Origin of the sequence: Lysinimonas soli, assembly GCF_042655435.1 — a bacterium.
Taxonomy (GTDB): Bacteria; Actinomycetota; Actinomycetes; order Actinomycetales; family Microbacteriaceae; genus Lysinimonas; species Lysinimonas soli.
In genome coordinates this window covers 763089-787319 of record NZ_JBHSMG010000001.1, presented here as the reverse complement: position 1 = coordinate 787319, position 24231 = coordinate 763089, and the positions used below count along the sequence as shown (strand labels likewise).

The 24231-nt window shown below is 70.9% G+C and carries 27 protein-coding genes; 11 read left to right on the top strand and 16 right to left on the bottom strand.

Going from position 1 to position 24231, the window contains the following annotated elements:
• Position 1: 1 nt before the first annotated feature.
• Entirely contained in the window at positions 2–907 is a 906-nt protein-coding gene (locus ACFPJ4_RS03780; RefSeq protein ID WP_386738955.1) for a TIGR01777 family oxidoreductase, read from the top strand.
• On the opposite strand, the gene ACFPJ4_RS03775 is transcribed toward ACFPJ4_RS03780, so the two are convergent.
• Both ACFPJ4_RS03775 and dapB read right to left on the bottom strand, forming a co-directional pair.
• Positions 894–1325, bottom strand: a complete 432-nt coding sequence (locus tag ACFPJ4_RS03775; protein WP_386738954.1) for a tetratricopeptide repeat protein — start codon at positions 1323–1325, stop codon at positions 894–896. The two genes, ACFPJ4_RS03780 and ACFPJ4_RS03775, sit on opposite strands and share 14 nt — an antisense overlap.
• On the bottom strand, positions 1322–2095 hold the full coding sequence (dapB, locus tag ACFPJ4_RS03770; protein WP_386738953.1) for a 4-hydroxy-tetrahydrodipicolinate reductase: 774 nt from the start codon (positions 2093–2095) through the stop codon (positions 1322–1324). Before dapB ends, ACFPJ4_RS03775 begins: the two co-directional genes overlap by 4 nt.
• A gap of 48 nt (positions 2096–2143) precedes the next feature.
• Here dapB and ACFPJ4_RS03765 point away from each other — a divergent pair, with 48 nt between their 5' ends.
• Complete coding sequence (locus tag ACFPJ4_RS03765) at positions 2144–2632, top strand: GNAT family N-acetyltransferase (protein WP_386738952.1); 489 nt, start codon at positions 2144–2146, stop codon at positions 2630–2632.
• A gap of 78 nt (positions 2633–2710) precedes the next feature.
• Here ACFPJ4_RS03765 and ACFPJ4_RS03760 read toward each other — a convergent pair whose 3' ends face one another.
• The gene (locus ACFPJ4_RS03760; RefSeq protein ID WP_386738951.1) at positions 2711–3313 is read right to left on the bottom strand and encodes a histidine phosphatase family protein; all 603 of its coding nucleotides are present in this window, start codon (positions 3311–3313) and stop codon (positions 2711–2713) included.
• A gap of 26 nt (positions 3314–3339) precedes the next feature.
• Complete coding sequence (locus ACFPJ4_RS03755) at positions 3340–4695, bottom strand: M16 family metallopeptidase (protein WP_386738950.1); 1356 nt, start codon at positions 4693–4695, stop codon at positions 3340–3342.
• Positions 4696–5013: 318 nt separating this feature from the next.
• On the opposite strand from ACFPJ4_RS03755, the gene ACFPJ4_RS03750 reads away from it, so the two are divergent.
• Positions 5014–5607 (top strand): TetR/AcrR family transcriptional regulator, encoded by a 594-nt coding sequence (locus ACFPJ4_RS03750; protein WP_386738949.1) that lies wholly within the window; start codon positions 5014–5016, stop codon positions 5605–5607.
• Positions 5608–5710: 103 nt separating this feature from the next.
• Positions 5711–6046: a hypothetical protein gene (locus ACFPJ4_RS03745; RefSeq protein ID WP_386738948.1), complete on the top strand. Its 336-nt coding sequence runs from the start codon at positions 5711–5713 to the stop codon at positions 6044–6046.
• A gap of 28 nt (positions 6047–6074) precedes the next feature.
• Here the strand turns inward: ACFPJ4_RS03745 and ACFPJ4_RS03740 are convergent, their stop codons facing one another.
• The 6 genes from ACFPJ4_RS03740 to ACFPJ4_RS03715 form a co-directional block, all read right to left on the bottom strand.
• Complete coding sequence (locus ACFPJ4_RS03740; protein ID WP_386738947.1) at positions 6075–7157, bottom strand: aldo/keto reductase; 1083 nt, start codon at positions 7155–7157, stop codon at positions 6075–6077.
• 474 nt (positions 7158–7631) lie between these two features.
• Positions 7632–9944, bottom strand: coding sequence for a polyribonucleotide nucleotidyltransferase (locus ACFPJ4_RS03735; protein ID WP_386738946.1), 2313 nt, complete (start codon positions 9942–9944; stop codon positions 7632–7634).
• A gap of 350 nt (positions 9945–10294) precedes the next feature.
• The gene (locus tag ACFPJ4_RS03730) at positions 10295–12322 is read right to left on the bottom strand and encodes a GDSL-type esterase/lipase family protein (protein WP_386738945.1); all 2028 of its coding nucleotides are present in this window, start codon (positions 12320–12322) and stop codon (positions 10295–10297) included.
• A gap of 125 nt (positions 12323–12447) precedes the next feature.
• Positions 12448–13041, bottom strand: coding sequence for a hypothetical protein (locus ACFPJ4_RS03725; protein ID WP_386738944.1), 594 nt, complete (start codon positions 13039–13041; stop codon positions 12448–12450).
• Complete coding sequence (locus tag ACFPJ4_RS03720; RefSeq protein ID WP_386738943.1) at positions 13038–13706, bottom strand: hypothetical protein; 669 nt, start codon at positions 13704–13706, stop codon at positions 13038–13040. Before ACFPJ4_RS03720 ends, ACFPJ4_RS03725 begins: the two co-directional genes overlap by 4 nt.
• A 95-nt stretch (positions 13707–13801) precedes the next feature.
• Entirely contained in the window at positions 13802–15028 is a 1227-nt protein-coding gene (locus ACFPJ4_RS03715) for an MFS transporter (RefSeq protein ID WP_386738942.1), read from the bottom strand.
• Between the two features lie 79 nt (positions 15029–15107).
• Between ACFPJ4_RS03715 and ACFPJ4_RS03710 the strand changes: the two genes are divergently transcribed.
• Positions 15108–15992, top strand: coding sequence for a LysR family transcriptional regulator (locus tag ACFPJ4_RS03710; protein WP_386738941.1), 885 nt, complete (start codon positions 15108–15110; stop codon positions 15990–15992).
• A 49-nt stretch (positions 15993–16041) separates the two neighbouring features.
• Here the strand turns inward: ACFPJ4_RS03710 and ACFPJ4_RS03705 are convergent, their stop codons facing one another.
• Together ACFPJ4_RS03705 and ACFPJ4_RS03700 are read right to left on the bottom strand one after the other, a co-directional pair.
• A complete protein-coding gene (locus tag ACFPJ4_RS03705) occupies positions 16042–16674 on the bottom strand; it encodes an FMN reductase (protein WP_386738940.1) in 633 nt (210 codons plus the stop codon).
• Positions 16674–17783 carry an LLM class flavin-dependent oxidoreductase gene (locus ACFPJ4_RS03700; protein WP_386739764.1) on the bottom strand — a complete coding sequence of 370 codons (1110 nt, stop codon included), beginning with the start codon at positions 17781–17783 and terminating at the stop codon, positions 16674–16676. The genes ACFPJ4_RS03705 and ACFPJ4_RS03700 overlap by 1 nt, the downstream gene beginning before the upstream one ends.
• Before the next feature lie 95 nt (positions 17784–17878).
• Here ACFPJ4_RS03700 and ACFPJ4_RS03695 point away from each other — a divergent pair, with 95 nt between their 5' ends.
• The 3 genes from ACFPJ4_RS03695 (at position 17879) to ACFPJ4_RS03685 (ending at position 19276) form a co-directional block, all read left to right on the top strand.
• Entirely contained in the window at positions 17879–18352 is a 474-nt protein-coding gene (locus ACFPJ4_RS03695) for an SRPBCC family protein (RefSeq protein WP_386738939.1), read from the top strand.
• A 73-nt stretch (positions 18353–18425) separates the two neighbouring features.
• Positions 18426–18833, top strand: coding sequence for a thioredoxin (gene trxA, locus ACFPJ4_RS03690; protein WP_386738938.1), 408 nt, complete (start codon positions 18426–18428; stop codon positions 18831–18833).
• A 41-nt stretch (positions 18834–18874) separates the two neighbouring features.
• The gene (locus tag ACFPJ4_RS03685) at positions 18875–19276 is read left to right on the top strand and encodes a hypothetical protein (RefSeq protein WP_386738937.1); all 402 of its coding nucleotides are present in this window, start codon (positions 18875–18877) and stop codon (positions 19274–19276) included.
• Between the two features lie 31 nt (positions 19277–19307).
• Here ACFPJ4_RS03685 and ACFPJ4_RS03680 read toward each other — a convergent pair whose 3' ends face one another.
• Positions 19308–19739: a hypothetical protein gene (locus ACFPJ4_RS03680; RefSeq protein ID WP_386738936.1), complete on the bottom strand. Its 432-nt coding sequence runs from the start codon at positions 19737–19739 to the stop codon at positions 19308–19310.
• An 11-nt stretch (positions 19740–19750) separates the two neighbouring features.
• Positions 19751–20722: an aldo/keto reductase gene (locus ACFPJ4_RS03675; RefSeq protein ID WP_386738935.1), complete on the bottom strand. Its 972-nt coding sequence runs from the start codon at positions 20720–20722 to the stop codon at positions 19751–19753.
• 32 nt (positions 20723–20754) lie between these two features.
• Here ACFPJ4_RS03675 and ACFPJ4_RS03670 point away from each other — a divergent pair, with 32 nt between their 5' ends.
• From ACFPJ4_RS03670 to ACFPJ4_RS03660, 3 genes are read left to right on the top strand one after another with little or no spacing between them, the layout of a single operon-like run.
• The gene (locus ACFPJ4_RS03670; RefSeq protein ID WP_386738934.1) at positions 20755–21750 is read left to right on the top strand and encodes an MBL fold metallo-hydrolase; all 996 of its coding nucleotides are present in this window, start codon (positions 20755–20757) and stop codon (positions 21748–21750) included.
• A gap of 21 nt (positions 21751–21771) precedes the next feature.
• The gene (locus ACFPJ4_RS03665; protein WP_386738933.1) at positions 21772–22506 is read left to right on the top strand and encodes a potassium channel family protein; all 735 of its coding nucleotides are present in this window, start codon (positions 21772–21774) and stop codon (positions 22504–22506) included.
• A gap of 31 nt (positions 22507–22537) precedes the next feature.
• Positions 22538–23596, top strand: coding sequence for a hypothetical protein (locus tag ACFPJ4_RS03660; protein ID WP_386738932.1), 1059 nt, complete (start codon positions 22538–22540; stop codon positions 23594–23596).
• Between the two features lie 11 nt (positions 23597–23607).
• On the opposite strand, the gene ACFPJ4_RS03655 is transcribed toward ACFPJ4_RS03660, so the two are convergent.
• Both ACFPJ4_RS03655 and ACFPJ4_RS03650 read right to left on the bottom strand, forming a co-directional pair.
• Positions 23608–23787, bottom strand: coding sequence for a hypothetical protein (locus ACFPJ4_RS03655; RefSeq protein WP_386738931.1), 180 nt, complete (start codon positions 23785–23787; stop codon positions 23608–23610).
• 32 nt (positions 23788–23819) lie between these two features.
• Complete coding sequence (locus ACFPJ4_RS03650; protein ID WP_386738930.1) at positions 23820–24224, bottom strand: VOC family protein; 405 nt, start codon at positions 24222–24224, stop codon at positions 23820–23822.
• Between the last annotated feature and the right edge of the window lie 7 nt (positions 24225–24231).

Below are 24231 nucleotides of genomic sequence, written 5' to 3'. Positions count from 1 at the left end.
GGTGGCCACTCGCGGGGCGCTGCGCGTCCTCATCTCCGGCGCGTCCGGACTCATCGGCACCGAACTCACCCGCCAGCTGCGCGACGACGGCCACGAGGTGCTCAAGCTCGTGCGCCGCAGGCCGATCGCCGACGACGAGATCAACTGGGCGCCGAGCGCCCGCACGATGGACTTCCGCATCCTCGGCGAGGTCGATGCGGTGGTCAATCTGTCGGGGGCGACCGTCGCGCGCATCCCCTGGACGCCGGCGTACCGTCGCGTGCTGCGCGACTCCCGGGTGCAGCCCACCCAGGCGCTGGCCGAGGCGATGAACCAGGTGTCGACCCCGCCCGCCGTGTTCCTGAGCGGATCCGCCGTCGGCTTCTACGGCGACCGTCCCGGCGAGCGCCTCACCGAGGCGTCGAGCGCCGGCGAAGGGTTCTTCCCCGAGCTGGTGACCGATTGGGAGGCCGCGGCCCGGCTCGCGCCGGCGAAGACCCGGGTCGTGCACCTGCGCTCCGCCGTCGTGGTGGCGCGCGGTGGCGGGCTCGCTCCCGTACGCATGCTCACGGCGGCCGGGCTGGGTTCGCGGTTCGCGACCGGGGGCCAGTACTGGCCGTGGATCAGCCTGCACGACGAGGCTGCCGCGATCCGGCACCTGCTGCGCTCGAAGCTCAGCGGACCGGTGAATCTGACCGGGCCGACGCTTGCGACGAGCGATCGGATCACGCGCGGCTTCGCGCGCCGGATGCGGCGGCCCTACCTGCTCCGCGTGCCCGAGGCGGCCGTGAAGCTGCTCGGCGAGGCCGGCGAGCGCCTGCTGCTGGACAGCGCCAAGGTCGAGCCCGTCAAGCTGCGCGACGACGGATTCGAGTGGCGGCATCGACGCGTCGAGGACGCGATCGACGCCGTCTTCACGCCAGCCTGATCGCGGTGCGGGTCGCCCAGCGCGCCCGCCGGCGGTCGCCGCTGGCGTCGTAGGCGAGCGCAAGCCGATACCAGGCGCGCCAGTTCTCGGGGTCGGCGTCGACGGCCGCCTGGTACTGCGGGAACAGGGCGTCGGCGGCGGCGCGGTCGACCCGCCCGCTCGGGCTGACCGGGACCTCCTCGCTCGGCAAGCCGCCCTCCGCCTCGAGCCGGCGGGCCAGCCGTTCGGCGCGCACCGCGAAGAGGATCTCGCTGACCATCGCCCACGCGCCGACGAGCGGCAGGATCAGCAGGGCGACGCCGATCGCGACCGCGAGCGGCTCGCCGGCCCCGATGAGGATGAGGCCGTAACGCACCGCGAACAGGAGGTACAGCGCGAGCAGACCTGCCATCACGATGACGGCGATGCGCACCCTCACGAGCGGTTCAGCTCCAGGAGCTTGTCCAGGCCGACGACGACCCCGCGGGCGCCCGGCGCGGCCCGCAGCCCGAGCAGCAACCCGGCGGCGTAGGAGTCGTCGCTGAAGGTCTCGTGGCTGATCCGCACCGTCTCCCCCACGCCTCCGAAGATCACGTCCTGCTGCGCCAGCAGCCCGCTCATCCGCAGGCTGTGGATCGGGACGCTCGCCACCTGCTGCCCGCGGGCCCGCTGGTCGGCGTGCGGGGCGGCGACGGGGCCGGCGTCGGCCCGGGCGGCGCCGATCAGCTCGGCGGTCCGGATCGCGGTGCCCGAGGGCGAGTCGACCTTGCCCTCGTGATGAGCCTCGACGATCTCGATCGAGTCGAAGTAGGGCGCCAGCATGGTCGACGCGAGGGTCGCGAGCACCGAGCCGAGCGAGAAGTTCGGCACGATGATGACGCCGAGCTCGGGCAGCCCGACCATGCGGCGCGCCAGCACGGCGATCCGCTCGGCCGTCCACCCCGAGGTTCCGACGAGCACCGGGATGCCGCGGTCCAGGGCCGCGCCGACGACCTCCTGCGACACGGCCGGAACCGTGAGGTCGAGCACGAGGTCGGCGCCCTCGATCAGCTCGATCGGGTCGGACGAGCCGATCCCGATGTGCACCCGCAGGTCGTCGCTGTCGTCGATGAGGCGCGTGGCGAGCCGCCCCATCCGTCCACTCGCGCCGACGATCGCCACCGAGGTGATCGAGGAGGACACCCACGACGGCCCGGACGAAGTCACCATCCCTCCAGCGTAGTCACGCGCGCGCGGGCCGGGAGCTAGCCTGAATCCATGCCGGTGTACCGCCCCGCCTCCCCCGCCGACGACGACGCGCACGAGCTGCTGACCGACTACTTCTCGATGCGGACCGCGGACTTTCCCGAGGGTCTGGGCGCGTATCGCACGGTGTTCCCGGATCCGGCGCAGTTCACGCCGCCCGCCGGCGTCTTCCTCGTCGTCGACGACGAATACGGGCCGGTCGGATGCGGAGGGGTGCGGCTGCTGGATCCCCATCGCGCCGAGATCAAGCACCTCTACCTGCGCGACCGCGCTCGCGGCCGGGGCTGGGGTCGCGAACTGCTCGCCGAGCTGGAGGCGCGCGCCGTCGGCCTCGGCGCCCGCGAGATCGTGCTCGACACGAACGCGAGCCTCGAGGCGGCCCAGGGCCTGTACCGCTCCAGCGGTTACGCCGACGTGCCGCCGTACAACGACAACCCGAACGCGACGAACTGGTTCGCCAAGCGCCTGGGCTTCGACACCGATGACGATCAAGTGCTGTGACGGCCGACGCCCGAGACGGGCATCGGAGCTGGCGTCGCGGCGGAGGCCAGAAATGGCCTCCGCTCCCAGCTCCAGCGCTCAGTACGGCTGCTCGACCGGCAGTCCCGTGCGCAGCTCGGGGGGCAGGTGCCCCAGATCGTTGTGCGTCACGAGCACGGGGGGCTTCGCCGACCGCACCCGGATGATGGTCAGACCGCAGTTGGCTTGGCTGACTCCCAGCCAGCGCCAGTCCGACGAACCGAAGGTCTCGCGCACGAACCACCCGATGACGAAGTTGTGGGTGATCAGCAGGTCGTGACGGTCCTCACGTGAGGGCGTCATCCACTCGGCGATCGCATCGGCCATCTGGGCGCGTCCCGCTTCGATCTCCTCTTCGGTGACCCCGCCGAAGAACGGCTCGAACGCATGCGGCATGTCGACGCCGGGACCGGAGGGGACGCAGTCCATCAGCAGGGCCGAGGGCTCCGGTTCGAGTGCCGGCAGCCGATCCGTCATGATGCGGGCGGTCTCCTGGGCGCGCTGCAGCGGAGAGGTCCAGGCGCCCGTGAACGGCACGCCGCCGAGCCGCTCCGCGATCGCCTTCGCCTGCCGCACGCCGCGGGGGCTCAGAGGGCCGTCCGGCAGCCCGTACTGGGCGTCCTGCTGCTCACCGTGACGCACGAGGTAGAGGTAACGCGACATGCGGAGACCTTCAGTGGTTTCGGGGTTCAGGCCGCGGCGGGCTCGTCGTCGAGCCCGTCGAAGATGGATTCGTCGAGGGAGCCGACAGCCGCCACCGAGAGCGGACGGGCCACCAGCTCGGCGGCGAGCTCCTGCACCTGGGTCGTCGTGACGGCCGCCAGACGGCGGAGGGTCTCGTCGAGATCGGAGAACTCTCCGAAGGTGAGCTCGCTGCGACCGAGCCGGGTCATGCGGGCATCCGAGTCCTCGAGCGCGAGGGCGGAGCTGCCCCCGAGTTGACCGCGGGCACGGTCGAGTTCCTCGTCGGTGATACCGTCGGCGGCCAGGCGGCGGAACTCGCCGAGCATGAGTTCGGCCACATCCGCGGCCCGCTTCGGCGAGCATCCGGCGTACAGCCCCATGATGCCCGTGTCGGAGTATCCGGCGGCGAAGGAGTACACGGAGTACGCCAGACCGCGCTTCTCGCGCACCTCCTGGAAGAGTCGCGACGACATCCCTCCACCGAGCACGGAGTTGAGGATCGTGATGACGGGTCTGCGCTCGTCGGAGGCGGCCAGCCCCTGCACGCCGAGGAGCAGGTTCGCCTGCTCGGTCGGCCGGTCGACGATCGTGCGAGCGCTCCCCCGCTCGATCAACGCGGATGCCGCGTGCCGGCGTTCGACGGGGGCCCCCGCGATCGAGAGATCCCAGCCCGCGGTGCCGAGCGCCGCGGTGATCCCGGCGACGAGTTCGTCGTGGTCGACGGCGCCCGCAACGGTCACCACCAGGTCCTGGGGCCGGTAGTTCGCGCGGTAGTGCTCCCAGACGGCGTCGCGCCCGACGGCGCCGATCGAGGCGGGACTGCCGCCGATCGGACGGGCCAGCGGGTGCGCTCCGAAGACGGCTTCGAAGAGGCGCTCGCTCACGACGTCCGAGGGGTCGTCATCGGCCATGGCGAGCTCTTCGAGGATGACCCCTCGCTCGCTCTCGAACTCGGTCGACTCGAGCACGGAGGACGTGAACATGTCGGCGAGCACCGCGACGGCCATCGGCAGATCGATGTCGCGCACCTTGGCGTAGTAGCAGGTGTACTCCTTCGCCGTCATCGCGTTGTGCTCGCCGCCGACGGCGTCGAACGAGACCGCGATGTCGAGCGCAGTGCGCTCGGGCGTCCCCTTGAACAGCAGATGCTCCAGGAAGTGCGTCGAGCCGTAGGTCTCGGGCTGCTCGTCCCGCGAGCCGACCGCGACCCAGAAGCCGACCGTCGCGCTCTGCGATCCCGGCACCTGCTCGCTCAGGATCCTGACGCCGCTCGGCAGAACGCTGCGGCGCAGAAGGGAGCCCCCGGATGCGGTGACACGAAGCTCGCCCAAGTCGAGCGGGAGATTCACCGCGCCGTTCATCTCATCGAGCCTACGTCATCCTCCTCGCGCCGGGCCGTCCGATCCCTGTCACTCAAATTGGGGGACAGCCATGCCGACAAACAGACAAGTCTGTCTGTCCTCTTGTGCTACGCTCGCTCTGCGGGATGGCGATTCGGACCCTAGACCGGAGCAGCATCCCAGAGCAGGACGTCCCCCCGCGTCCTGCGGCGCCGATCTCGGTCGGCGTCGCTGTTCGCGAGTTGCCCGAACTCGCGCCCGTGCTGCCGTGACCGTCTCCCCCCAGGCGGTCACGGCGCACATCCCCTCACCCCCCACCCCGAGGACACGATGACCACCATGATCGAGATCGATCGACCGGCACCGCCGCGCGCCCTCGCCCCCGCGAAGCTGCGGATTCTCGAGACCGCCGATCTGCTCTTCTACGACGAAGGGATCCGCGCGGTCGGAGTCGACCGCCTGATCAGCGCCTCGAGCGTCACGAAGGCGACCTTCTACAAGCACTACGGATCGAAGGACCGGCTGATCGTCGACTACGTCGATCACCGCCACCGTGTGGCTGTCGACGAACTCGCCGATCTCGTCGAGCGCCACGACGATCCCGAGGAGGTGCTGCGGGCGGTGCAGGCCGGGATCACGACCGCGATCTCCTCCCCGGACTTCCGGGGCTGCCCGTTCATCAACGCCGCATCCGAATTCTTCGACCCCGATCACCCCGTGCGCCGGGCCGTGGTCGCCCACCGCGATTGGTACGTCGCCGTGCTCGAGCAGTTGCTCCGCGCCGTCGGCCACCCGCTCGCCGGCGACGCCGCCGACGATCTGATGCTGGCGCGCGACGGGGCGATGGCCGGCGGCTATGCGGGCGATCCGGTCGCAGCGAGCGCGGCGCTCGCGCGCGCCTTCGATCGCGCCCTCGCCGACGCGCACCGCTGAATCCGGTTCCCGCCGGAGCCCGATCTGTGGGAGGGTGACGTTCGGCGCCGCTCCGGGCGACGCCTTGGGCCTCGCGCCTCAGCCACCTGAAAGGATCACCCTCATGATCACGCTCTCCTGGCTCCTCCTCATCGCATTGGCCGGTGGGGCGCTCGCGCTCATCGACGGCATCATCCGGGTTCGCGGACGTGGCACGGCGATCCTCGCCGTCATCCAGATCATCGTCGCCGCGCTGTTCCTGCTCGCCTTCTTCGTCACCGCGATCCCGTTCGGCCCGCTCGTGCTCGCCGTCGTGACCCTGGTCGTGCTCGTTCTGCAGCTCGTGCTGCGCGGATCGACCCGTCGGTCGGGCGTCACCATCACCGTCGCGGCGATCGTGATCATCGCCATCTGGATCGTGCTCGCCCAGCACTGGCTGGTCATCCCCGGCGTCAACTAGCGGCGGCGCCCGCGGAGTGGACCGCGCGTCAGCGACGCGATTCGCTCACGCGGTCGAGCAGGGTGAGCTCGTGGCGGGTGAGACGCACTTCGGCGGCTGCGACCAGATCGAACACCTGGTCGGGGCTGCTCGCCGAGGCCACGGGAGCGACGACGTTCGGCTTGCTCAGCAGCCAGGCGAGGGCGATCGTCGGCACCGCGGCATCGTGGGCGGCCGCGATCCGGTCGAGAGCGGCGAGCACCTTGAATCCTCGGCGCGTCAGGTAGCCGGCGACATCCGCCGCGCGCTGAGCGTGTACGAGATCGGCCTTGCCGCGGTAGCGCCCGGTCAGGAATCCGTTCGCCAGCGCGAAACGCGGCATCACCCCGAGACCGATCCGGTCGGCGATGTGCTCGAGTTCACCCTCGTAGCCGCGGCGGTCCATCAGGTTGTAACGGTTCTGCAGGGCGACCATCGGCGCGACGCCGAGCTGGGCCGAGGCGATCCGGGCCTCGAACAGGCGGTTGCCGGTGTGATCCGATCCCCCGAAGTAGCGCACCTTGCCGGCCCGGATCAGCTCGTCGACCGCGAGCAGCGTTTCTTCGAAGGCCACCTCGGGGTCGTCGATGTGCAGGTAGAGCAGATCGAGACGGTCCGTGCGCAGCCGGCGCAGGGAGGCCTCGACCGCGGCCGTGATGGCCGGGGCCGTCACGCCCGGATACTCCGCACTCTTGCCGACCTTGGTCGCGACGATGATCTCGTCGCGATTGCGACGCGCCCGCATCCAGTTGCCGATCATGAACTCGCTCCGCCCGCTGGCGTACGAGTCGGCCGTGTCGACGAAGTTGCCCCCGTGGGCCGCGTAGACGTCCAGGATCGACTCGGTGGTCACCGGATCCGTTCGCCACCCGAAGACCTTGCCGCTGATCGCGAGCGGGAACACCCTCAGCTCCGAGAGGCCGACCCGTCGGCGCGGGGCGGCGGCGCTGCCGACGATCGCGGCCGTCTCGGCGGTCGTGGGAACGGCGCTGTGCCGGGCAGCATCCGTGCGAAGCCGACCGGTGTGAACCGGCCCGGTGCGCACGGCGCTCGACGGGCCGGATCGCTCCGCCTCGCCTGCTGCCTCTGACATCTCCGCCTCCTGGAATCGAACGCTGACCCAACGAGCCGGCGGGGGTCTGGCGCGTTCTTCCTGCGAGAGTAACGCTCGGCTTCGCGCCGGTCCGGCAGCATCGCCGGATCGTTATGAATCGTGACGATCGAGCCGAACGCGGGTGCCGGCCGGCCTCGGCAATCACCTGTTGAACACACAGCGAACACGCGGTGGTGGAGTCTGGCGTCGCCACCCTCCGGGGCTTAGCGTGGGGTCCGTGCGGATGCCTCGGGCATCCGGGCGGGGTCGTCCACAGCGTACGGCGCCACCATCACACCGCCGCCCAACGGACGGCACGAGAAGGGTCCCGGCCCCGCGGTCTCGCGGGGCCGGCCCTTCGCCCAACAACTCGGCCGCCGCGGCACACGACCCGCGGCGCGATTCCGCGCCACGACGCGAACGAGCCCCACCCCGCCGAAGCGGAATGGGGCTCGTCGAACCAGCGGTGCGCGGCTACGCGTCGACCGACTCGCCCTCGGACGAGGTGTCGACGTGGCTGTCGTCGGCCGGACGGCCTTCGGCGTCAGCGGCCTCCGACTCGTCGACCACCGGGGCGAGCGAGAGCTTTCCACGGTCGTCGATCTTGGTGATCTCGACCTGGACCTTCTGCCCGACCGCGAGCACGTCTTCGACGTTCTCGACGCGGCGCCCACCGGCGAGCTTGCGGACCTCGCTGATGTGCAGCAGGCCGTCCTTGCCGGGCATGAGCGAGACGAACGCGCCGAACGCGGCCAGCTTGACGACGGTTCCGAGGAACCGCTCGCCCACCTCCGGGTTCAGCGGGTTGCCGATCGCCAGCACCTGCGCGCGGGCTGCTTCGGCCGAGGGGCCGTCGACCGCACCGATGTAGACGGTGCCGTCCTCCTCGATTGAGATGTCGGCGCCGGTCTCGTCCTGGATCGCGTTGATCGTCTTGCCCTTCGGGCCGATCAGCTCGCCGATCTTGTCGGTCGGGATCTGCACGCTGATGACGCGCGGCGCCGTCGGCGCCATCTCGTCCGGTCCGTCGATCGCCTGGTTGATGACCGCGAGGATCGCCGTGCGGGCCTCCTTGGCCTGCTTCAGGGCGCCGTCGAGCACCGAGGACGGCAGACCCGCCAGCTTGGTGTCGAGCTGGATCGCGGTGACGAACTCGGAGGTTCCGGCGACCTTGAAGTCCATGTCGCCGAGCGCGTCCTCGGCACCGAGGATGTCGGTGAGGGCCGCGTAGCGGGTCTCACCATCCACCTCGTCCGAGATGAGGCCCATCGCGATGCCGGCGACCGGCGCGCGCAACGGCACACCGGCGTTCAGCAGCGAGAGGGTGGACGCGCAGACCGAGCCCATCGACGTCGAGCCGTTGGAGCCGAGAGCCTCGGACACCTGACGGATCGCGTACGGGAACTCCTCGCGGCTCGGCAGCACCGGCACGAGGGCGCGCTCGGCGAGGAAGCCGTGCCCGATCTCGCGACGCTTCGGCGAGCCGACGCGGCCGGTCTCACCGGTCGAGTACGGCGGGAAGTTGTAGTGGTGCAGGTAGCGCTTCTTCTTCACCGGGGCGAGGGAGTCGATCTGCTGCTCCATCTTGAGCATGTTCAGCGTGGTGACACCCAGGATCTGGGTCTCGCCGCGCTGGAAGATCGCCGAACCGTGAACGCGCGGGATGACCTGCACCTCGGCGTCGAGCGCCCGGATGTCGGTCAGGCCGCGGCCGTCGATGCGGATGCCCTCGGTCAGCACGCGACTGCGCATGACCTTCTTCGAGACCGACTTGTAGGCGGCGCTGACCTCGGCGTTCGCGGAGGCGGGAAGGCGCTCGGCCTCGACCTCGGCGGCGATGTGGCCCTTGACGCGGTCCTTGAGCAGGTCGTCGGCGTTCTGACGCTCCTGCTTGTCGGCGATCTGGTACACGCCCTTGAGCTCGTCGTAGGCGAGACCGGCGACGGCGTCGTAGGTCGCCTGCTGGTACGGCGGGAACAGCGGGAACTCCTGGATGGCCTTGGCGGCCTGGTCGGCGATCGACTGCTGCGCCTTGATGAGCTGCTTCAGGAACGGCTTGGACGCCTCGAGACCCTGGGCCACGACGGTCTCGTCGGGCTTGGTGGCGCCGCTGCGGATCAGCTCCCAGCTGCCCTCGGTCGCTTCGGCCTCGACCATCATGATCGCGACATCCTCATTGCCGTCCTTGTCGGTCACGATGCGGCCGGCGACCGTGAGGTCGAACACGGCCTCCGCGAGCTGGCTGAACTTCGGGAACGCGATCCACTGGTCGGGCCCGTTGCCGTTGCCGGGCATGAGGGCGAGGCGGATGCCGCCGACCGGACCGTAGAACGGCAGACCGGAGATCTGGGTCGACAGGCTGGCCGCGTTGATCGCGAGCGCGTCGTAGAACTCGTCGGGCGCGATGCTCAGCACCGTGATGACGATCTGGACCTCGTTGCGCAGACCCTCGACGAAGGTCGGGCGCAGCGGGCGGTCGATCAGACGGCAGACCAGGATCGCCTCGGTCGAGGGGCGGCCCTCGCGACGGAAGAACGAGCCGGGGATCTTGCCCGCGGCGTAGGAACGCTCTTCGACATCCACCGTCAGGGGGAAGAAGTCGAAGCCGTCACGCGGGTGCTTGCCCGCGCTGGTGGCGCTGAGAAGCATGGTGTCTTCATCGAGGTACGCGGCGACCGCGCCCTGAGCCTGCTGGGCGAGCCGACCGGTTTCGAACCGGACGGTGCGCGTGCCGAACTTGCCGTTGTCCAAGACGGCTTCGGCGAACTTGATTTCGGGACCCTCCACGAGGTGTCTCTCCTTTTGTTGGCTGGCGACCATACGGGTCGCCGACATACGAAGGAGCAGGAGCGGGCAGGAAGAACGACGGCGCAGCTTCGTGAACTTCCACGGTGCGCGGGCGCCGGTTCGTTGCTCTGGCCAACAGTAGAAGTGCGCCGACCCCGACCCGTTTCGTGCGTTCGGATCGGTTCGGAGGACCACCACCGGTGACCAGCTTCGTGCCGGCCTGCTCCGGATGTTGCACACTCACGATGGTCGCGAGCGCGCGGCCGCCGAATGGCGGTTGCCTCATGGTACCAGCACGGCGTGTCGCGCAGTCGGACGCGCCACGCCCAGCTGGCGCCCCGAGCGGTGCATCACGGCTCGGCCGGGGCCGGATGCCCGCTCGGGTCGACCGGGAGCACCGGCAGCAGCAGGGGGCGCTTCGGCTCGAGCCCGTCGCCGGCGGTGCGACCCCGCAGCCGACGACCGGCCCACGGTCGCACGTGCAGCCAGACCCAGGCCGGGGTCGAGATGCGGCATCCGGGTTCGTCGGCCTCGTCGTGATGCAGCGCGCGGTCCAGCGCGCCCAGCTCGGCGACGCCGGGGACCCCGAGGGTCTCGGCCGCCCGGTACGACAGCAGTCGATGTCCGTGCGAGCTGAGGTGCACGCGATCGTCGGCCCACATCCGCTCGTCGAGTCGGTCGGGGTCGATCGACAGGTCGAGCAGTCGCGAGTCGGTGTCGACGGCCACCTGCCGCAGGGCGCGCGACATCGCCGCGGTGCGCTCGTGCAGCAGCCGCAGCATGGGCCACGGCGGGATGAACGGGGTCACCAGCAGCACCTCGGCGCCGCTCTCGCGCACCCGCGCGATGCCTGTCGCGAGGGAGGCCGCGAGCGCCTGCGGATCGGCGCCGTGGCGCGCCAGGTCGTTGCCGCCGACGAGCACCGAGACCAGGTCGGCCTTGAGCTCGAGGGCGCGCGGGATCTGCCGGTTCAGCACATCGGAGACGGTGCGGCTGCGCACGGCCAGGTTCGCCGACAGCAGCGGGGAGGTGCGCCCCTCCTGATGCGCGAGCAGCATCGCGAGCCGGTCGGCCCAGCCGCGGAACTGGCCGGGCGCCTGCCGGGAGCTGTCGCCGAGGCCCTCGGTGATCGAGTCGCCGACGGCCACGTACCTGGTCCAGCCGGCCACCGCACCGGGCGCCGCGTTGGGGACGAGCCTGGGGCGCAGCGGGCGATCGGCGACCTGGGCGGGCGCGGTGTCGCGACGATCGACGCCGGCCCGCCGCATCCGGATCGCGTCGCGGTAGTGCCCGATCAGCTCGTCCCCCAGCCGGGCCCAGCTGCGATTCGCCACGGATTCGCGGGCGGCGATCGAGAACGCCCGGCGCTTGCCCGCGTCGCCCACCAGGTCGAGCACCCGGGCCCGCAGATCGTCGAGGTCGCCGGGGCGGTAGAGCCAGCCGGTGCGACTGTTCTGCACGAGGTCGAGCGGTCCGCCGCGGCCGACGGCGACGGTCGGCACCCCGCTCGCGAGCGCCTCTTGCACGGTCTGGCAGAAGGTCTCGTTCTCGCCCGGATGCACGAACAGGTCGAAGCTCGCGACCGCCTCGGCGAGCCCGTCGCCGCCGAGGAACCCGAGGAACGCCGCCCCCGGCAGTAGGCGCTCCAGCGCGGGCCGGCTGGGACCGTCCCCCACGATGACCAGGCGCGTCCCGGGCAGGGCGGCGATCGCGCGCAGGTCTTCGACCTGCTTCTCGGGGGCGAGACGGCCGACGTAGCCGATGATGACCTCACCGTCGGGGGCGAGTCGGCGGCGCAGGGCCTCGTCGCGGCGACCGGGGTGGAAGCGCTCGGCATCGACGCCGCGGGCCCAGTGCCGCAACCGGTCGACGCCGGCGTCGCTCAGCTCGGCGATGGCCGACGACGAGGGCGCGAGGGTCAGGGTCGCGCGGCGATGGATGCGGGCGACGTGCTGGGCGAGCGCTTGGGTCGCCACCGGCATCCCGTACCGCTGGGCATAGCCCGGGATGTCGGTCTGGTAGATCGCCACCGTGGGGATGCCGAGCAGCTCGGCCGCCCGCAGGCCCTGCCAGCCGAGCACGAACGGCGAGGCCAGGTGCACGACATCCGGCGTGAACTCGCGCAGGATCGCCGAGAGCGCACGCGCCCGGGCGAAGACGAGACGCACCTCGGGATAGGAGGGCAGGGGAACGGACCGCAGCAGCGACAGCTCGGCGCCGTGCAACTGTTCCGAGCCGGGATCGTCGTCGCCGGCACGCGGGGCGATGACGAGCGTCTCGTGTCCGTTCGCCCTCAGGTGGCGCAGCACCTGGAGGAGCGAATGGGTGACGCCGTTCATGTGGATGAGCGACGATTCGGCGATCAGTGCGACTCTCACGCGACCAGGATCGTCGACCGGATGCGGCGACGGCGCCGCGCGCGCCCGGATGCACCGAGGATTCACGTGACGTCGACCGGATGTTCGATCTGCCGCCGGCACGCCGCGCTCCGGTTGCCTTGCGTTCACCCGGATGCCGTTGGCCCCGGCCCGGTCGCCGAACGCAGGTAGTCGGGCACCGCCGGGCAGTCCTTCTTCAACGCCTGCAGGGCGGAGCGTGAAAGGTGGGACGCGACGCGATCGTAGGGGTCGATCTGCAACCGGTCCCCCGCGAGGAACGCCGCGCGATCGGGCACGGATCCGGCGTCGACGCCGTGCTGGGCCAGGCACGGCCAGAGCACGCCCACCGAGTACTTCCACAGCAGGAGCCGGCCCGCCGAATCCGCGGGATACGGTTCGACCGTTCCCGTCGCGACCATCAGGCACGAGACGAGGGCCTGCTCGGTCGTCGAGGCGACCGCCGAGGTCTTCGGCGATCGGGCAGAGCCGACGCCGAGGCGCACGTGCAGGCCGACGGTGTCCCGCCACACCACGGTGGGAGTCGATTCGCCGAGGCCCGCGCCCTGCTCGCAGCGCGCCACCGCCGGTTCGGGGATTCCGAGCGGCAGCCGATGCGGTCCCGCATCGCCGCGGCCGACGGTGGCGACGCATCCGGACAGCAGAGCGAGGGAGGCGACCACGAGCGCGGCAGGGGCGGCTCTCCCGCCGGGGCCCCTCATCGGTTCACCAGATAGGCCGGCACATCGGGGCATTCCCGGGCGGCCCGGATCGCGGTCTCGACGTTGCCCGGGGTCCAACTCGCGCTCCCGTAGGGATCGATCGCCGCGGCGGTCACCGGCGTCAGGTACAGCTCCCGGCTCGGCTGATCCGCGACGATCACGCCGTGAGCGCGCAGGCACGGCCAGAGCACGGCGACGTCGTAGCGATACAGCTGCAGCAGCCCGCCGCGCGACAGGGGCAGATCGTTCGCGTCGACGAAACGGTAGGCCGAGGCGCAGCGCTGCACGGATCGAGCGGCGCGTTCGGCCGCGCCCAGGAGCCTCATCGAGGCCGGGCCGGCCGAATCGCCCGAGACCGCCGGGGCGGTGGCGTGGGGCGTGACCAGGGTGACGGCGCGGGAGGTGGCATGCACGTACCAGCTGTCGAAGATGTCGCCCGGGCCGACATCGACCAGGATCTCGCCGCTGATGCCCCCGATCGAGACGTTCAGACCGGTGACGTCGAGCCCGTCGATGCAGCCGCGCCAGACGACCGTGTCGAGCGCGCTCGGCAGCAGCAGGGGGCGGGAGCTCGCGCGCGGCGTCGTCGCGCATCCGGTCAGCAGCAGAGCCACGATCGCCGCCACGACGACCGCGGCGATCCCGATCGAGCGCCGGCGCTCCATGGTCCGACGATACGCCCGGATCGCCCGGCCGGCTGGGTGGGCTCAGCCCGGCTTCGCGCTCACGGCCCACCCGGATGCTCCCGCGTGCGAGGCGCTCAGTGCCGCAGCATCCGCCGCCCCGCGACGATCACGAGGGCGGCTACGACCACGGCGAACACCACGAGGATGGGCACAAGGGGCGCCAGCATGAGCGCGGCGCCGATCAGCAGCACGGGCACGGCGAGGCCCGCGTAGGCGAACAGGAACACCGCGGCCAGCACCTCGCCGCGCCGATCGGGCGCCGCGAGCGCCGCCGCGACGCCGATCGCCGCGCGGAACAGCAGCCCGACACCGGCGCCGCCCACGACCGCGGCGAGCAGGAACAGGGGCAGCAGCGCCAGCAGGGCCGAGACCGACAGGAACGCGAGTCCGGCGACCGCGAGCACGATGCCGAGCACGAGCTGCACCCGTGCCGGGACGCGGATCGCGACCACCTGGATCACGGCCGATGCCGCGAAGGACAGGAAGGAGGCCACCCCGGCCAGCAGGCGGGACGTCTCGTGCATGCTCACGGCGAGCACGGTCGGCGCGAGGGCGCTGTAGAGGCCGAGCACGGCGAAGCCGGCGAAGGCGGCGACCCCCGCGGCGAAGAAGCGCGCCCGGTCGGCACCGGGCACGGCGAGCCGCTGCGGGCGATACGCCGGCCGCTCCTCACGGCGCTCCACGGTCTCGGGCACGAGCGAGACCGCGACGACGGCGAGGGCCAGCACCAGAAGGAAGACGGCGTACGGCACCACGAGCGGGCTCGGGGCGAACTGCGCCAGGACGCCGGCCACCAGCGGGCCCAGGGCGAGACCGCCCGTGTTCACGACCGTCGACACGATCCCGGCGCGACGGGTGGCGTGCGGCGCGAGCTCGCTGAGGTGCGCCGTCGCGCTGGCGGTCAGGGTGCCGACGCCGATCCCGGTGATGAAGCGCGCCACGATCAGCCCGGCCACGTCGTTCCACACCAGGAACAGCACGCCGGCCAGCAGTTCGATGGCGATGGCCACCAGGATCATGCGGCGACGGCCTGCCCAGTCGCTGATGTGCCCGATCAGGAAGAGGCTGAGCAGCACCCCGAGCGCGTAGGCCGCGAAGATCACCGTGACGACCCAGGTCGCGAAGCCGTCGCGCGCCGCGTACAGCGCGTAAAGCGGAGTGGGGACGGTCGAGAACGCCATCGCGGCGAGGAACGCCAGCGCGATGACCCAGAAGCCGGCACGCCCACCGAGGTGGCCGCGGCGAGCGGGACGGTGCGCGGGAAGGGAGGTCGGAACGACGAGGTCTGCGGTGCTGGTCATGACTCCAACTCTCCCTCGTCCGACTCATCGAGTCCAACGAACGTGCTTGATCATGACGATCGAATAGTACGATTGCCGTATGGACGGCCGACAACTCGAGTACTTCCTCGCCGTCGCCGACGAGCTCAACTTCACCCGGGCCGCGCAGAGCGTCTACGCCGTGCAGTCGACGGTGTCCGCCGGCATCCGCTCGCTCGAACGCGAACTCGGCACGACCCTCTTCGACCGAGGACCGCACGGGGTCGCCCTCACCCCTCTCGGCGAGGAACTCGTGCCCGCGGCCCGTGCCGCGCTCGAAGCCCTCCAGCGGGTCGCCGACCTCGCCGACACCTCGGCCGGACTCCGCGGCCGGCTGCGCGTGGGCATCTTCACGAACCTATCGACGATCGATCTGCCGGGCGTCCTGGGCGAGTTCCACCGGCGACACCCGCGCGTCGACCTGCAGCTGGGGCCGTCCCCCACCGGATCGGCGGGACTGGCCGACGACGTGCGCAGCGGACGACTGGATGCCGCCCTCTTCGGCCTGCCCGAGGCCCCCGCCGGCCTGCGCGAGCACCGCCTGGCCTCGTCACGGTTCGTCGCGATCCTGCCGGACGGGCATCCCCTGGCCGAACGGGCCTCGGTGCCGCTCGCGGAGTTGGTGGCGGAGCGCTTCGTCGACGCCCGCGAGGGATTCGGCAACCGCGCGACGCTCGATGCCGCCCTCGCGCAGCGCGGCCTGAGCCGGCGCGTGGCGACCGAGCTCTCGGACCTGGGCGAGATCCCGCGCTTCGTGGCGGCCGGCCTCGGCGTGGGAGCGCTGCCCGAGCTCACGGTCATCCCGGCCCCCGGCGCCGTGGTGCGCCCGCTGCGCGAGCGGGTCGACTGGCAGCTGCGCCTGGTGACCCGCCCGCACCCGTCCGCGGCGACCGAGGCGCTCGTCGCCCTGCTCGAGGAGCGGTTCGGCGAGCGCCGGCAGAGCTGAGCCGGGCCGGCCGGGCCCCCGGCTGCGGGGCCCGGCTTGCTAGGCCCGGTTACTGGGCCCCGAACCCGCCCACGGGACTGAACCCGGTCGGCAGGGCGAAGGGATCGCGCACCCGCGTCGATCGGTCATGCTCGCGCACCAGCGCGGCGAGTTCACCGGCCGCCCGGTCGATCCGCTCGGGCAACCCGCCGGTGGACGCATCCCCGGTGCTCCCCCAGTCGCTGGACGCCGCGTACACCGTGGTGGGCGCGACGACCGCGTGCAGGTAGCTGAACAGCGGGCGCATGGCGTACTCCAGGGCCAGCGAGTGCCGCTCGGTGCCCCCGGTCGCGCCGAGCAGCACGGGCAGGCCGCTGAGCGCATCCGGGTCGAGCACGTCGATGAACGACTTGAACAGGCCGCTGTAACTGGTGGTGAAGATCGGGGTGACGAAGATCGCCCCATCGGATGCCGTCAGCTGCTCGATCGCCGCCGCCAGCTTGGGCGCCGCGAAGCCGGTGAGCAGGTTGTTGGTGATGTCCTGCGCCAGATCGCGCAGCTCGATCACCTGCACCTCGGCCGCGACACCGTCGTCGGCGAGCCGCTTCACCGTCGCCTGAGCCAGGCGGTCGGCGAGCAGACGCGTGGACGAGGGCTGGCTGAGGCCCGCCGAGATCACGACGATCTTCCGGGATTCGGTCATCACTTCACCTCCGTGAGGTCGGTCTCGACGGCGTCGGCCAGCGAGGCGGCGAGCAGCGAGGCGTGCGTGGGGGCGTCGGGCACCTCGGCCGGGCGGTTCACGGCGAGCTCCCGGCGCAGCACCGGCACGACCTCGCCGCCGAGCAGGTCGAGCTGCTCGAGCACGGTCTTCAGGGGCAGGCCCGCGTGGTCCATCAGGAACAGCTGACGCTGGTAGTCGCCGAACAGGTCCCGCATTCCCGCGTAGCGGTCGATGACCTGCTGCGGGCTGCCGACGGTCAGCGGCGTCATCGAGCTGAAGTCCTCGAGCGAGGGGCCGTGACCGTAGACCGGGGCGTTGTCGAAGTACGGCCGGAACTCCGCCACGGCATCCTGCGAGTTCGCGCGCATGAACGCCTGCCCGCCGAGGCCGACGATCGCCTGTTGCGCGGTGCCGTGACCGTAGTGCTCGAAGCGCTGCCGGTAGTAGCCGATCAGCTTCTGGTAGTGCTCGGCCGGCCAGAAGATGTTGTTCGCGAAGAAGCCGTCACCGTAGTACGCGGCTTGCTCGGCGATCTCGGGGCTGCGGATGCTGCCGTGCCAGACGAACGGCGCGACCCCGTCGAGCGGGCGCGGCGTCGAGGTGAAGCCCTGCAACGGCGTGCGGAACTTGCCCTGCCAGTCGACGACGTCCTCCCGCCACAGACGGTGCAGCAGCGCGTAGTTCTCGATCGCCAGCGGGATGCCTTGCCGGATGTCCTGCCCGAACCACGGGTACACCGGGCCGGTGTTGCCGCGCCCGAGCATGAGGTCGACGCGCCCGCCCGCGAGGTGCTGGAGCATCGCGAAGTCCTCGGCGATCTTGACCGGGTCGTTGGTGGTGATGAGGGTCGTGCTCGTGGTGAGCTGCAGCGTCGTCGTCTTCGCCGCCAGGTAGGCGAGCGTCGTGGTGGGTGAGGACGAGAAGAACGGCGGGTTGTGGTGCTCCCCCAGTGCGAAGACGTCGAGCCCGACCTCCTCGGCGTGCTGCGCGATCGTCAGCACGTCCTGGATACGCTCCGCCTCGCTGGGAGTGCGGCCGGTTGTCGGGTCCTGCGTGATGTCGCTCACCGTGAAGATCCCGAACTGCATGGCGGTCATCGTGACGCTCCTTCTATTTATGCGTTTGCATCGATATGCCATCCAACCACATCCCCACCGCCGGTATTCCCTGCTTGAATGGCCGGATGGCGACGCATCCCGATCCCATCCCCACCGACGGCATCACGATCGTGCGCGAGTTCGATGCTCCCGTCGAGCAGGTGTTCGACGCGTGGACGACGCCGCGCCGGTTCGCGGTCTGGTTCGGCGGCGAGAACGGCGACATCCCGCTGGACGGCGTGCAGTTGGATGCGCGCCCCGGCGGCATCTGGAAGGCCACGATGTTCGTCGGCCCCGAGCGTCGCGAGATCGACTGGATCGGCGAGTTCGTCGAGGTCGAGCGGCCCTCCCGCCTCGTGATCGCCTTCACCGACGGGTCGCCGGACGACGGGTGGGGCTACCTCACGGTGCAGTTCGACGACCTCGACGGCCGCACGCGCATGACCATGCAGCAGGGCGGAGGGGCCCTGCCGCCCGAGCAACTCGCTCAGGCCAAGGCGGGCTGGCAGAGCTTCTTCGACGTGCTCGACATGCTGCTGCGCGAGTCGGAGCTCGACTGACGAGTCCGCCGCGGCATCGGCCGTCGGCGGGGCGCGCCAGCGGGCTCCGCGGCGCCCGACTTAGGGTGGATGCATGGCAACCGTCGAACTCACCGAGCAGACCTTCGAAAGCACAGTCCTCGACGGGGGCATCGTGCTCGTCGACTTCTGGGCGGACTGGTGCGGACCGTGCAAGGCCTTCGCACCGGTGTACGACGCGAGTTCCGAGGCCAACGACGACATCGTGTTCGGCAAGGTCGACACCGAGGCGAATGAGGGGCTCGCGGGAGCGATGGGCATCCAGGCGATCCCGACCCTAATGGCGTTCCGCGACGGCATCGGCGTCTTCTCGCAGGCCGGGGCACTCCCCCGCCCCGCCCTCGACAGCCTCATCGAGCAGGTACGAGCGCTCGACATGGATGCGATCCGCGCCGAGATCGCGGCGCAGCAGTCGGCAGCTGCCGGGTCCGACGCCGCGGCACCCGAGAGCCCTCAGGCCTAAGGTCCTGTCGCGGGGCACTCGGTGCTCGCTACGGTTCAGGCATGTCCGAATCGACCAACACCCCGTCCGTCGCCCCTGCCCCGCTGAAGCCGCGCCGGGCCGTCGGGGTCACCGCCTTCGTGCTCGGCCTGCTGGGCTTCGTCGGCGATCTCGTCGTGGTCCTGATCGGCATCGCCTCGTTGTTCACGGTGACGTCCGACCTGCTCGGACTCGTGTCGGGACGCAACACCGGGTTCGGCGATTACGGCTCGGTGTTCATCGCCGTCGTAATCGGGGTGCCGTTCGACACCCTGCTGGCCGTGATCGCGCTCATTCTCGGCATCGTCGCAGTGGCGCGGAACCGCGGCCGCACCCTCGGCGTGATCGCGATCGTGCTGAGCGCCCTCGTGCTGATCACGCGCATCCTGCTCGTGGTGACCGTACTCACCAACGCGCACCACTAGCGGCGCCGCGAGGCGTTCCGCCGCGATCCGACTAGCGCACGAGCCCCATCAGCAGCTCGACCCGCAGCTTTCCGCCCTTGGTGACGATGCGCGCCGGGATGCGCGCCTTGCCGACCGTGTCGTCGAGACGACGCAGGGTGTCGTCGACGACCGACTCGAGCCCGCGCGGCACGCTGCCCACCGGACCGCTCACCCGCCGCCCCGTGAAGAGCCGGACCACGATCGGGGCATCCACCCGTTCCTGCTCCCGGGTGCGCGGCGAGATCGCCGTCTCGGGATGCTCGTCACCGGCATCCAGGATCGCGCGCAGCTCCTCCTGATGGGGATCGCTGTCGGCGAGCACGATCGTGATCCGCTTGTTGCGGGCGACCAATCCGTAGCTGTAGTCGTTGAAATGCCCTACGCCGCGATCGTCGCGGGGCAGTGACTCGTCGGTTCCGCGCCGACTCGCGAACAGTGCCATCGGGGGCTCCTTCAGAATCCGTTGGGTGAGCGGGGGGCGTAGTGCTCTTCGAGCCTCGCCAACTCGCTCGTGCTCAGCTGCAGATCGACCGCCGCGACGGCGTCGACCAGGTGCTGCGGCTTGGTGGCGCCGACGATGGGGGCCGTGACCGCGGGCTGCAGCAGCAGCCAGGCCAGGGCGACCTGGGCCGGCGGCACCTCGCGCTCGGCGGCCACGGCGGCGACGGCATCCACGATCGCCTCGTCGGAGGGCTGCCCGTACAGGGTCGCCCCGAACGAGTCGGTCCCGGTGCGACTCGTCTCGGTACCCCACGGGCGGGTCAGCCGGCCGCGCGCGAGCGGGCTCCAGGGGATGACACCGACGCCCTGATCGACGCAGAAGGGATGCATCTCCCGCTCCTCCTCGCGCTGCAGCAGGTTGTACTGGTCCTGCATCGAGACGAAGCGGGTCCACCCGCCGAGGTCGGCCGTGTACTGGGCCTGGGCGAACTGCCACGCCCACATCGAGGAGGCCCCGATGTAGCGCGCCTTGCCGGCCCGCACCACATCGTCGAGCGCCTGCATCGTCTCTTCGATGGGCACCTCCGGATCCCAGCGGTGGATCTGGTAGAGGTCGACGTAGTCGGTGCCCAGCCGGCGCAGGCTGTCGTCGATCGCCGTCAGGATCGCCGCGCGGCTCAGCCCGGCGCCCTTCGGCCCGGGGAACATCCGGCCGTGCACCTTCGTCGCGATGACGACCTCGTCGCGTCGCGCGAACTCGCGCAGCAGCTCACCCGTGATCTCTTCGCTCGAGCCCAGCGAGTAGACGTTCGCGGTGTCGAAGGTCGTGATGCCCGCCTCGATCGCCTGACGGAAGAACGGCCGGCTCTCGTCGAGCCCCATGCTCCAGGCATGGTTGCCCCGGGCCGGGTCGCCGTAGCTCATGCAGCCGAGGATGATCCTCGAAACCTCGAGGCCGCTGTTGCCGAGTCGCAGAGTGTCCATGTCCTGACCCTAACGCGCGGAGAATGGAGCCCGTGCAGCCCACCAACCCGGCCCAGTTCGACGACGCGATGGCGGGGCGGATGCCCGAGCCCGACGAGATCCGCGACGGCATCTGGTCGATCCCCCTGCCGATGAGTCAGCCGGGCAATCCCTTCTCGTTGAGTTACGCGGTGCAGGGTTCCGACGGTTCGGTGCACCTGATCGACACCGGCTACGACACCGAGCGCAACTGGCAGCTGCTCGTGGCGGGGCTCGCGCGCTTCGGGCTGTCGATCGACGACGTGGCCTCCGTTTTCGTGACGCACCTGCATCCCGACCATCTGGGCATGGCCGAGCGCCTGCGCGCGGCATCCGGGGCCCGTCTCGGGATGCTGCGGCGCGAGCAGCTCGCCCTCTCGGCGCTGGCGGCGCACGGCATCGACACCACCGACGCCCGGTTCGGCTCCTGGGGCGTGCCCGAAGACCGCTGGCCGGAGCTGCGCGTCGCCCTCGGTCCGGGCCTCGTCGCCGAGGCGGCACCGGCGGTCGACCGGGCGTACGAGCCGCGCGAACTGATCGACGTGCCGGGCCGGTCGATCGAGGCGCTCGCCACGCCGGGCCATACCGCGGGCTCGGCGAGCCTCGTCGACGCGGAGGCCGGCCTCGTCTTCACGGGCGACACCGTGCTGCCCCGGATCTTCTCGGGCCTCGGGCTCGGCGATGCAGGCGAGACGAACCCGATCGCCGACTACCTGGCCTCGCTGCGCACGCTCGAGGCCTACGACGAGCTCGAGGTGGCTCCCGGGCACCAATATCGCTTCCGCGGGCTGGCCGAGCGCACCGCCGTGCTCGCGGAGCACCATCTCTCGCGATCGCGCGCGGCCGCGGCGGTGCTGCGCGACGAGCCGGACGCGACGATCTGGCAGGTGGCGAGTCGACTGCGTTGGACCACCGGATGGCAGAACCTGCGCGACTTCTACCTGTTCTCGGCCCTGGGCCAGACTCAGCTGCACGTCGAGTTCGGGCGCTCGGCCGACTTCCCGGGCTGAACGACTCCCTAGGATCGCAGCATGAAGCTCGCCCGCTGGAGGAAGCAGACCGAGTGGCCCCTCGCCGCGGTGGCGGTCGTCTTCCTGATCGCGTACTCGTGGGAGGTGATCGCCGACCTCGAAGGGCCGCACGCGGTCATCGCCGAGACGGTCATCAACGTCACCTGGGCGGTCTTCGTGCTCGACTACCTGGTGCAGCTGGTGCTGGCCGAACGGCGCTGGCGATGGTTCCGCACCCACCTCTTCGATCTCGCGGTCGTCGCGCTGCCTGCCCTGCGCCCGCTGCGCCTGCTGCGGCTCGTGACCCTGCTCGCGGTGCTGCATCGCACCACCAACCGCTTCTTCCGCGGTCGGATCGTCATCTACGCGGCGGGCGCCTCGCTGCTCCTGATCTACGTCGCCGCCCTGGCCGAACTCGATGCCGAGCGCAGCGAGGGCACCATCACGAACTTCGCGGCCGCGATCTGGTGGGCCTGCGTCACGATGTCGACCGTCGGATACGGCGACTACGTGCCCGTGACGATCGTCGGACGGCTCGTCGCGATCGGCGTGATGATCGGCGGAATCGCCCTCATCGGCGTGATCACGGCGACCCTCGCCTCGTGGATCGTCGAACGCGTCGCGGCCTCCGATCGCGACGAACAGCAGGAGACCCGCAGCGATCTGCAGGACCTCGCCGACCAGGTCGCCGCGCTGCGTGAAGAGGTGCGAGCAAACTTCGCGAACAAGGAGGATCCGGAGCATCCTTCCCGGTAGTGTGACCTGATCCCGCCGAGAAGGAGCGCCCGTGGAGGACCAGGTTCCGCCGTTCGTGCCGCCGTCGGCCGGCGGTACGCCGCCCGCCGGCCCGCCCGTTCCGCCGCCCCTGAGCCCGCCCGCCGGTCCCCCCGTGCTCGCGCCGCCGCGCGGGCTGCCGCTGCCCGGGGACCCGCCCGGGTACCCGCTCGGCGGGCCACCCGTCGGATTCGCCGCCCCGCCGGCACGCGCTCCGCATCCCCGCCGAACCCTGGGCATCGTCAGCGGCATCGTGGTGCTGTCGCTTCTGCTGGTGGCCGGCGGGGTCTGGGGTGCCGTGTCGATCGTCCAGCACCTGGGGCACGCGACATCCAACTTCCGGAACGCCGGCGATGGGCCGCCTGTCGCGGGGGCACCGCAGTCGCCTCTCGCGCGCGATCCCCTGAACTGCGCCGCCGATTGCTTCGCCGACTTCATCGCGACCGCGACCGTGCCCCCGCCGAGCGCGACCCGCAAGCTCGGACTGACCGATCAGACCGACGCCTACGGCGACTACGCCTCGAGCGACGCGGGCGGCGAATACGACTCGACGCTCGACAACTGGACGAAGCAGCAGGGTACCCCCGCGACGTGCTTCTTCACCTACTTCCAGTCGCCCGTCGCCGAGACACTCGGCGCGAGGCCACGAGACGACGTGAGCACGATCGACTACACCGGCACCTACACCGACTCGGACAAGGTCGACACCCTCGGGCAGTCCATCCGGATGTTCCAGAACTCCGACCAGGCGGTCGCCTACCTGGCGCAGCTCGCCCACCACGTGGACGCCTGCGACTCCTATCGCTCCGGCACCGGAGCGGATCGGGTGACCACGGCCGTCACGCCGGCGCCGCAGCTCGAGAGGCTCCCCGCCAGCGTGGCGGCGATCGGCTGGGACGAGAGCTGGGCCGGCGGGCGGTACTACACGATCGATCTCCAGCGCGGCAATCTCGTCGTGCGCACCTATCTCGACGTGGAGGACGCCGCCATCACGGAATCCCGATTCCGCGACTTCGTGAGCGCGGAAGCCCAGCAGCTGGCCGCCCTGCGCACCCCCGGTTCGACCAGCTGAGACGGGCGGCCTCAGGCGCGGGGCCGCGCGAACACGGCGCGCAGGGCGAAGAACACGATCACCGCGACGACCAGCACGATCCCGATCCGGACGATCAGCCAGGCCAGCTGAAGCAGAGCCCCGACCAGGAACCACGCGATCACGACCGCGACGATGACTCCGACAATCGTCCACACCCAACCGCCACGCATGACTCGAGGCTAGCTCAGCCCAGCAGCACGCGTCATGCCGCCTGGGAGATCCGCACGGTGTTGCCCGAGGGGTCGCGGAACGCGCAGTCCTTGGGGCCCCAGGGCTGGGCGACCGGCTCCTGCAGCACCTCGGCACCCGAAGCCCGCACGCGTTCGAACGCCGCATCGACGTCGTCGGCGGCGAACACGATGTTGGGCAGCACGCCCTTCGTGAGCAACTCCTGCAGGGCGTCGCCATCGGCCTGGGAGCGTCCGGCGTGCGGATCGCTCAGCACGATTCCGAGGCCCGGCTGCGCCGGCGATCCGAGGGTCAGCCAGCGGTGCCCACCCGATGCGACATCGTTGAGCACGTCGAGCCCGAGCGCATCGCGATAGAAGGCGACCGACTCGTCGACGTCGTTGACGGTGATGTGGGTGTACTGAAGCGAGATCGTCATGCGATCA

Bases quoted from the DNA above. Each gene is read 5' to 3' on its own strand.
- ACFPJ4_RS03745 (WP_386738948.1), top strand. From the start codon at position 5,711: ATGATCACGCTCTCCTGGCTCCTCCTCATCGCATTGGCCGGTGGGGCG.
- ACFPJ4_RS03755 (WP_386738950.1), bottom strand. From the start codon at position 4,695: ATGAACGGCGCGGTGAATCTCCCGCTCGACTTGGGCGAGCTTCGTGTC.
- ACFPJ4_RS03675 (WP_386738935.1), bottom strand. From the start codon at position 20,722: ATGGACACTCTGCGACTCGGCAACAGCGGCCTCGAGGTTTCGAGGATC.
- ACFPJ4_RS03750 (WP_386738949.1), top strand. From the start codon at position 5,014: ATGATCGAGATCGATCGACCGGCACCGCCGCGCGCCCTCGCCCCCGCG.
- ACFPJ4_RS03760 (WP_386738951.1), bottom strand. From the start codon at position 3,313: ATGTCGCGTTACCTCTACCTCGTGCGTCACGGTGAGCAGCAGGACGCC.
- ACFPJ4_RS03705 (WP_386738940.1), bottom strand. From the start codon at position 16,674: ATGACCGAATCCCGGAAGATCGTCGTGATCTCGGCGGGCCTCAGCCAG.
- ACFPJ4_RS03765 (WP_386738952.1), top strand. From the start codon at position 2,144: ATGCCGGTGTACCGCCCCGCCTCCCCCGCCGACGACGACGCGCACGAG.
- ACFPJ4_RS03665 (WP_386738933.1), top strand. From the start codon at position 21,772: ATGAAGCTCGCCCGCTGGAGGAAGCAGACCGAGTGGCCCCTCGCCGCG.
- ACFPJ4_RS03700 (WP_386739764.1), bottom strand. From the start codon at position 17,783: ATGCAGTTCGGGATCTTCACGGTGAGCGACATCACGCAGGACCCGACA.
- ACFPJ4_RS03695 (WP_386738939.1), top strand. From the start codon at position 17,879: ATGGCGACGCATCCCGATCCCATCCCCACCGACGGCATCACGATCGTG.
- ACFPJ4_RS03720 (WP_386738943.1), bottom strand. From the start codon at position 13,706: ATGGAGCGCCGGCGCTCGATCGGGATCGCCGCGGTCGTCGTGGCGGCG.
- ACFPJ4_RS03740 (WP_386738947.1), bottom strand. From the start codon at position 7,157: ATGTCAGAGGCAGCAGGCGAGGCGGAGCGATCCGGCCCGTCGAGCGCC.
- ACFPJ4_RS03725 (WP_386738944.1), bottom strand. From the start codon at position 13,041: ATGAGGGGCCCCGGCGGGAGAGCCGCCCCTGCCGCGCTCGTGGTCGCC.
- ACFPJ4_RS03655 (WP_386738931.1), bottom strand. From the start codon at position 23,787: ATGCGTGGCGGTTGGGTGTGGACGATTGTCGGAGTCATCGTCGCGGTC.
- trxA (WP_386738938.1), top strand. From the start codon at position 18,426: ATGGCAACCGTCGAACTCACCGAGCAGACCTTCGAAAGCACAGTCCTC.
- dapB (WP_386738953.1), bottom strand. From the start codon at position 2,095: ATGGTGACTTCGTCCGGGCCGTCGTGGGTGTCCTCCTCGATCACCTCG.
- ACFPJ4_RS03650 (WP_386738930.1), bottom strand. From the start codon at position 24,224: ATGACGATCTCGCTTCAGTACACCCACATCACCGTCAACGACGTCGAC.
- ACFPJ4_RS03680 (WP_386738936.1), bottom strand. From the start codon at position 19,739: ATGGCACTGTTCGCGAGTCGGCGCGGAACCGACGAGTCACTGCCCCGC.
- ACFPJ4_RS03685 (WP_386738937.1), top strand. From the start codon at position 18,875: ATGTCCGAATCGACCAACACCCCGTCCGTCGCCCCTGCCCCGCTGAAG.
- ACFPJ4_RS03710 (WP_386738941.1), top strand. From the start codon at position 15,108: ATGGACGGCCGACAACTCGAGTACTTCCTCGCCGTCGCCGACGAGCTC.
- ACFPJ4_RS03715 (WP_386738942.1), bottom strand. From the start codon at position 15,028: ATGACCAGCACCGCAGACCTCGTCGTTCCGACCTCCCTTCCCGCGCAC.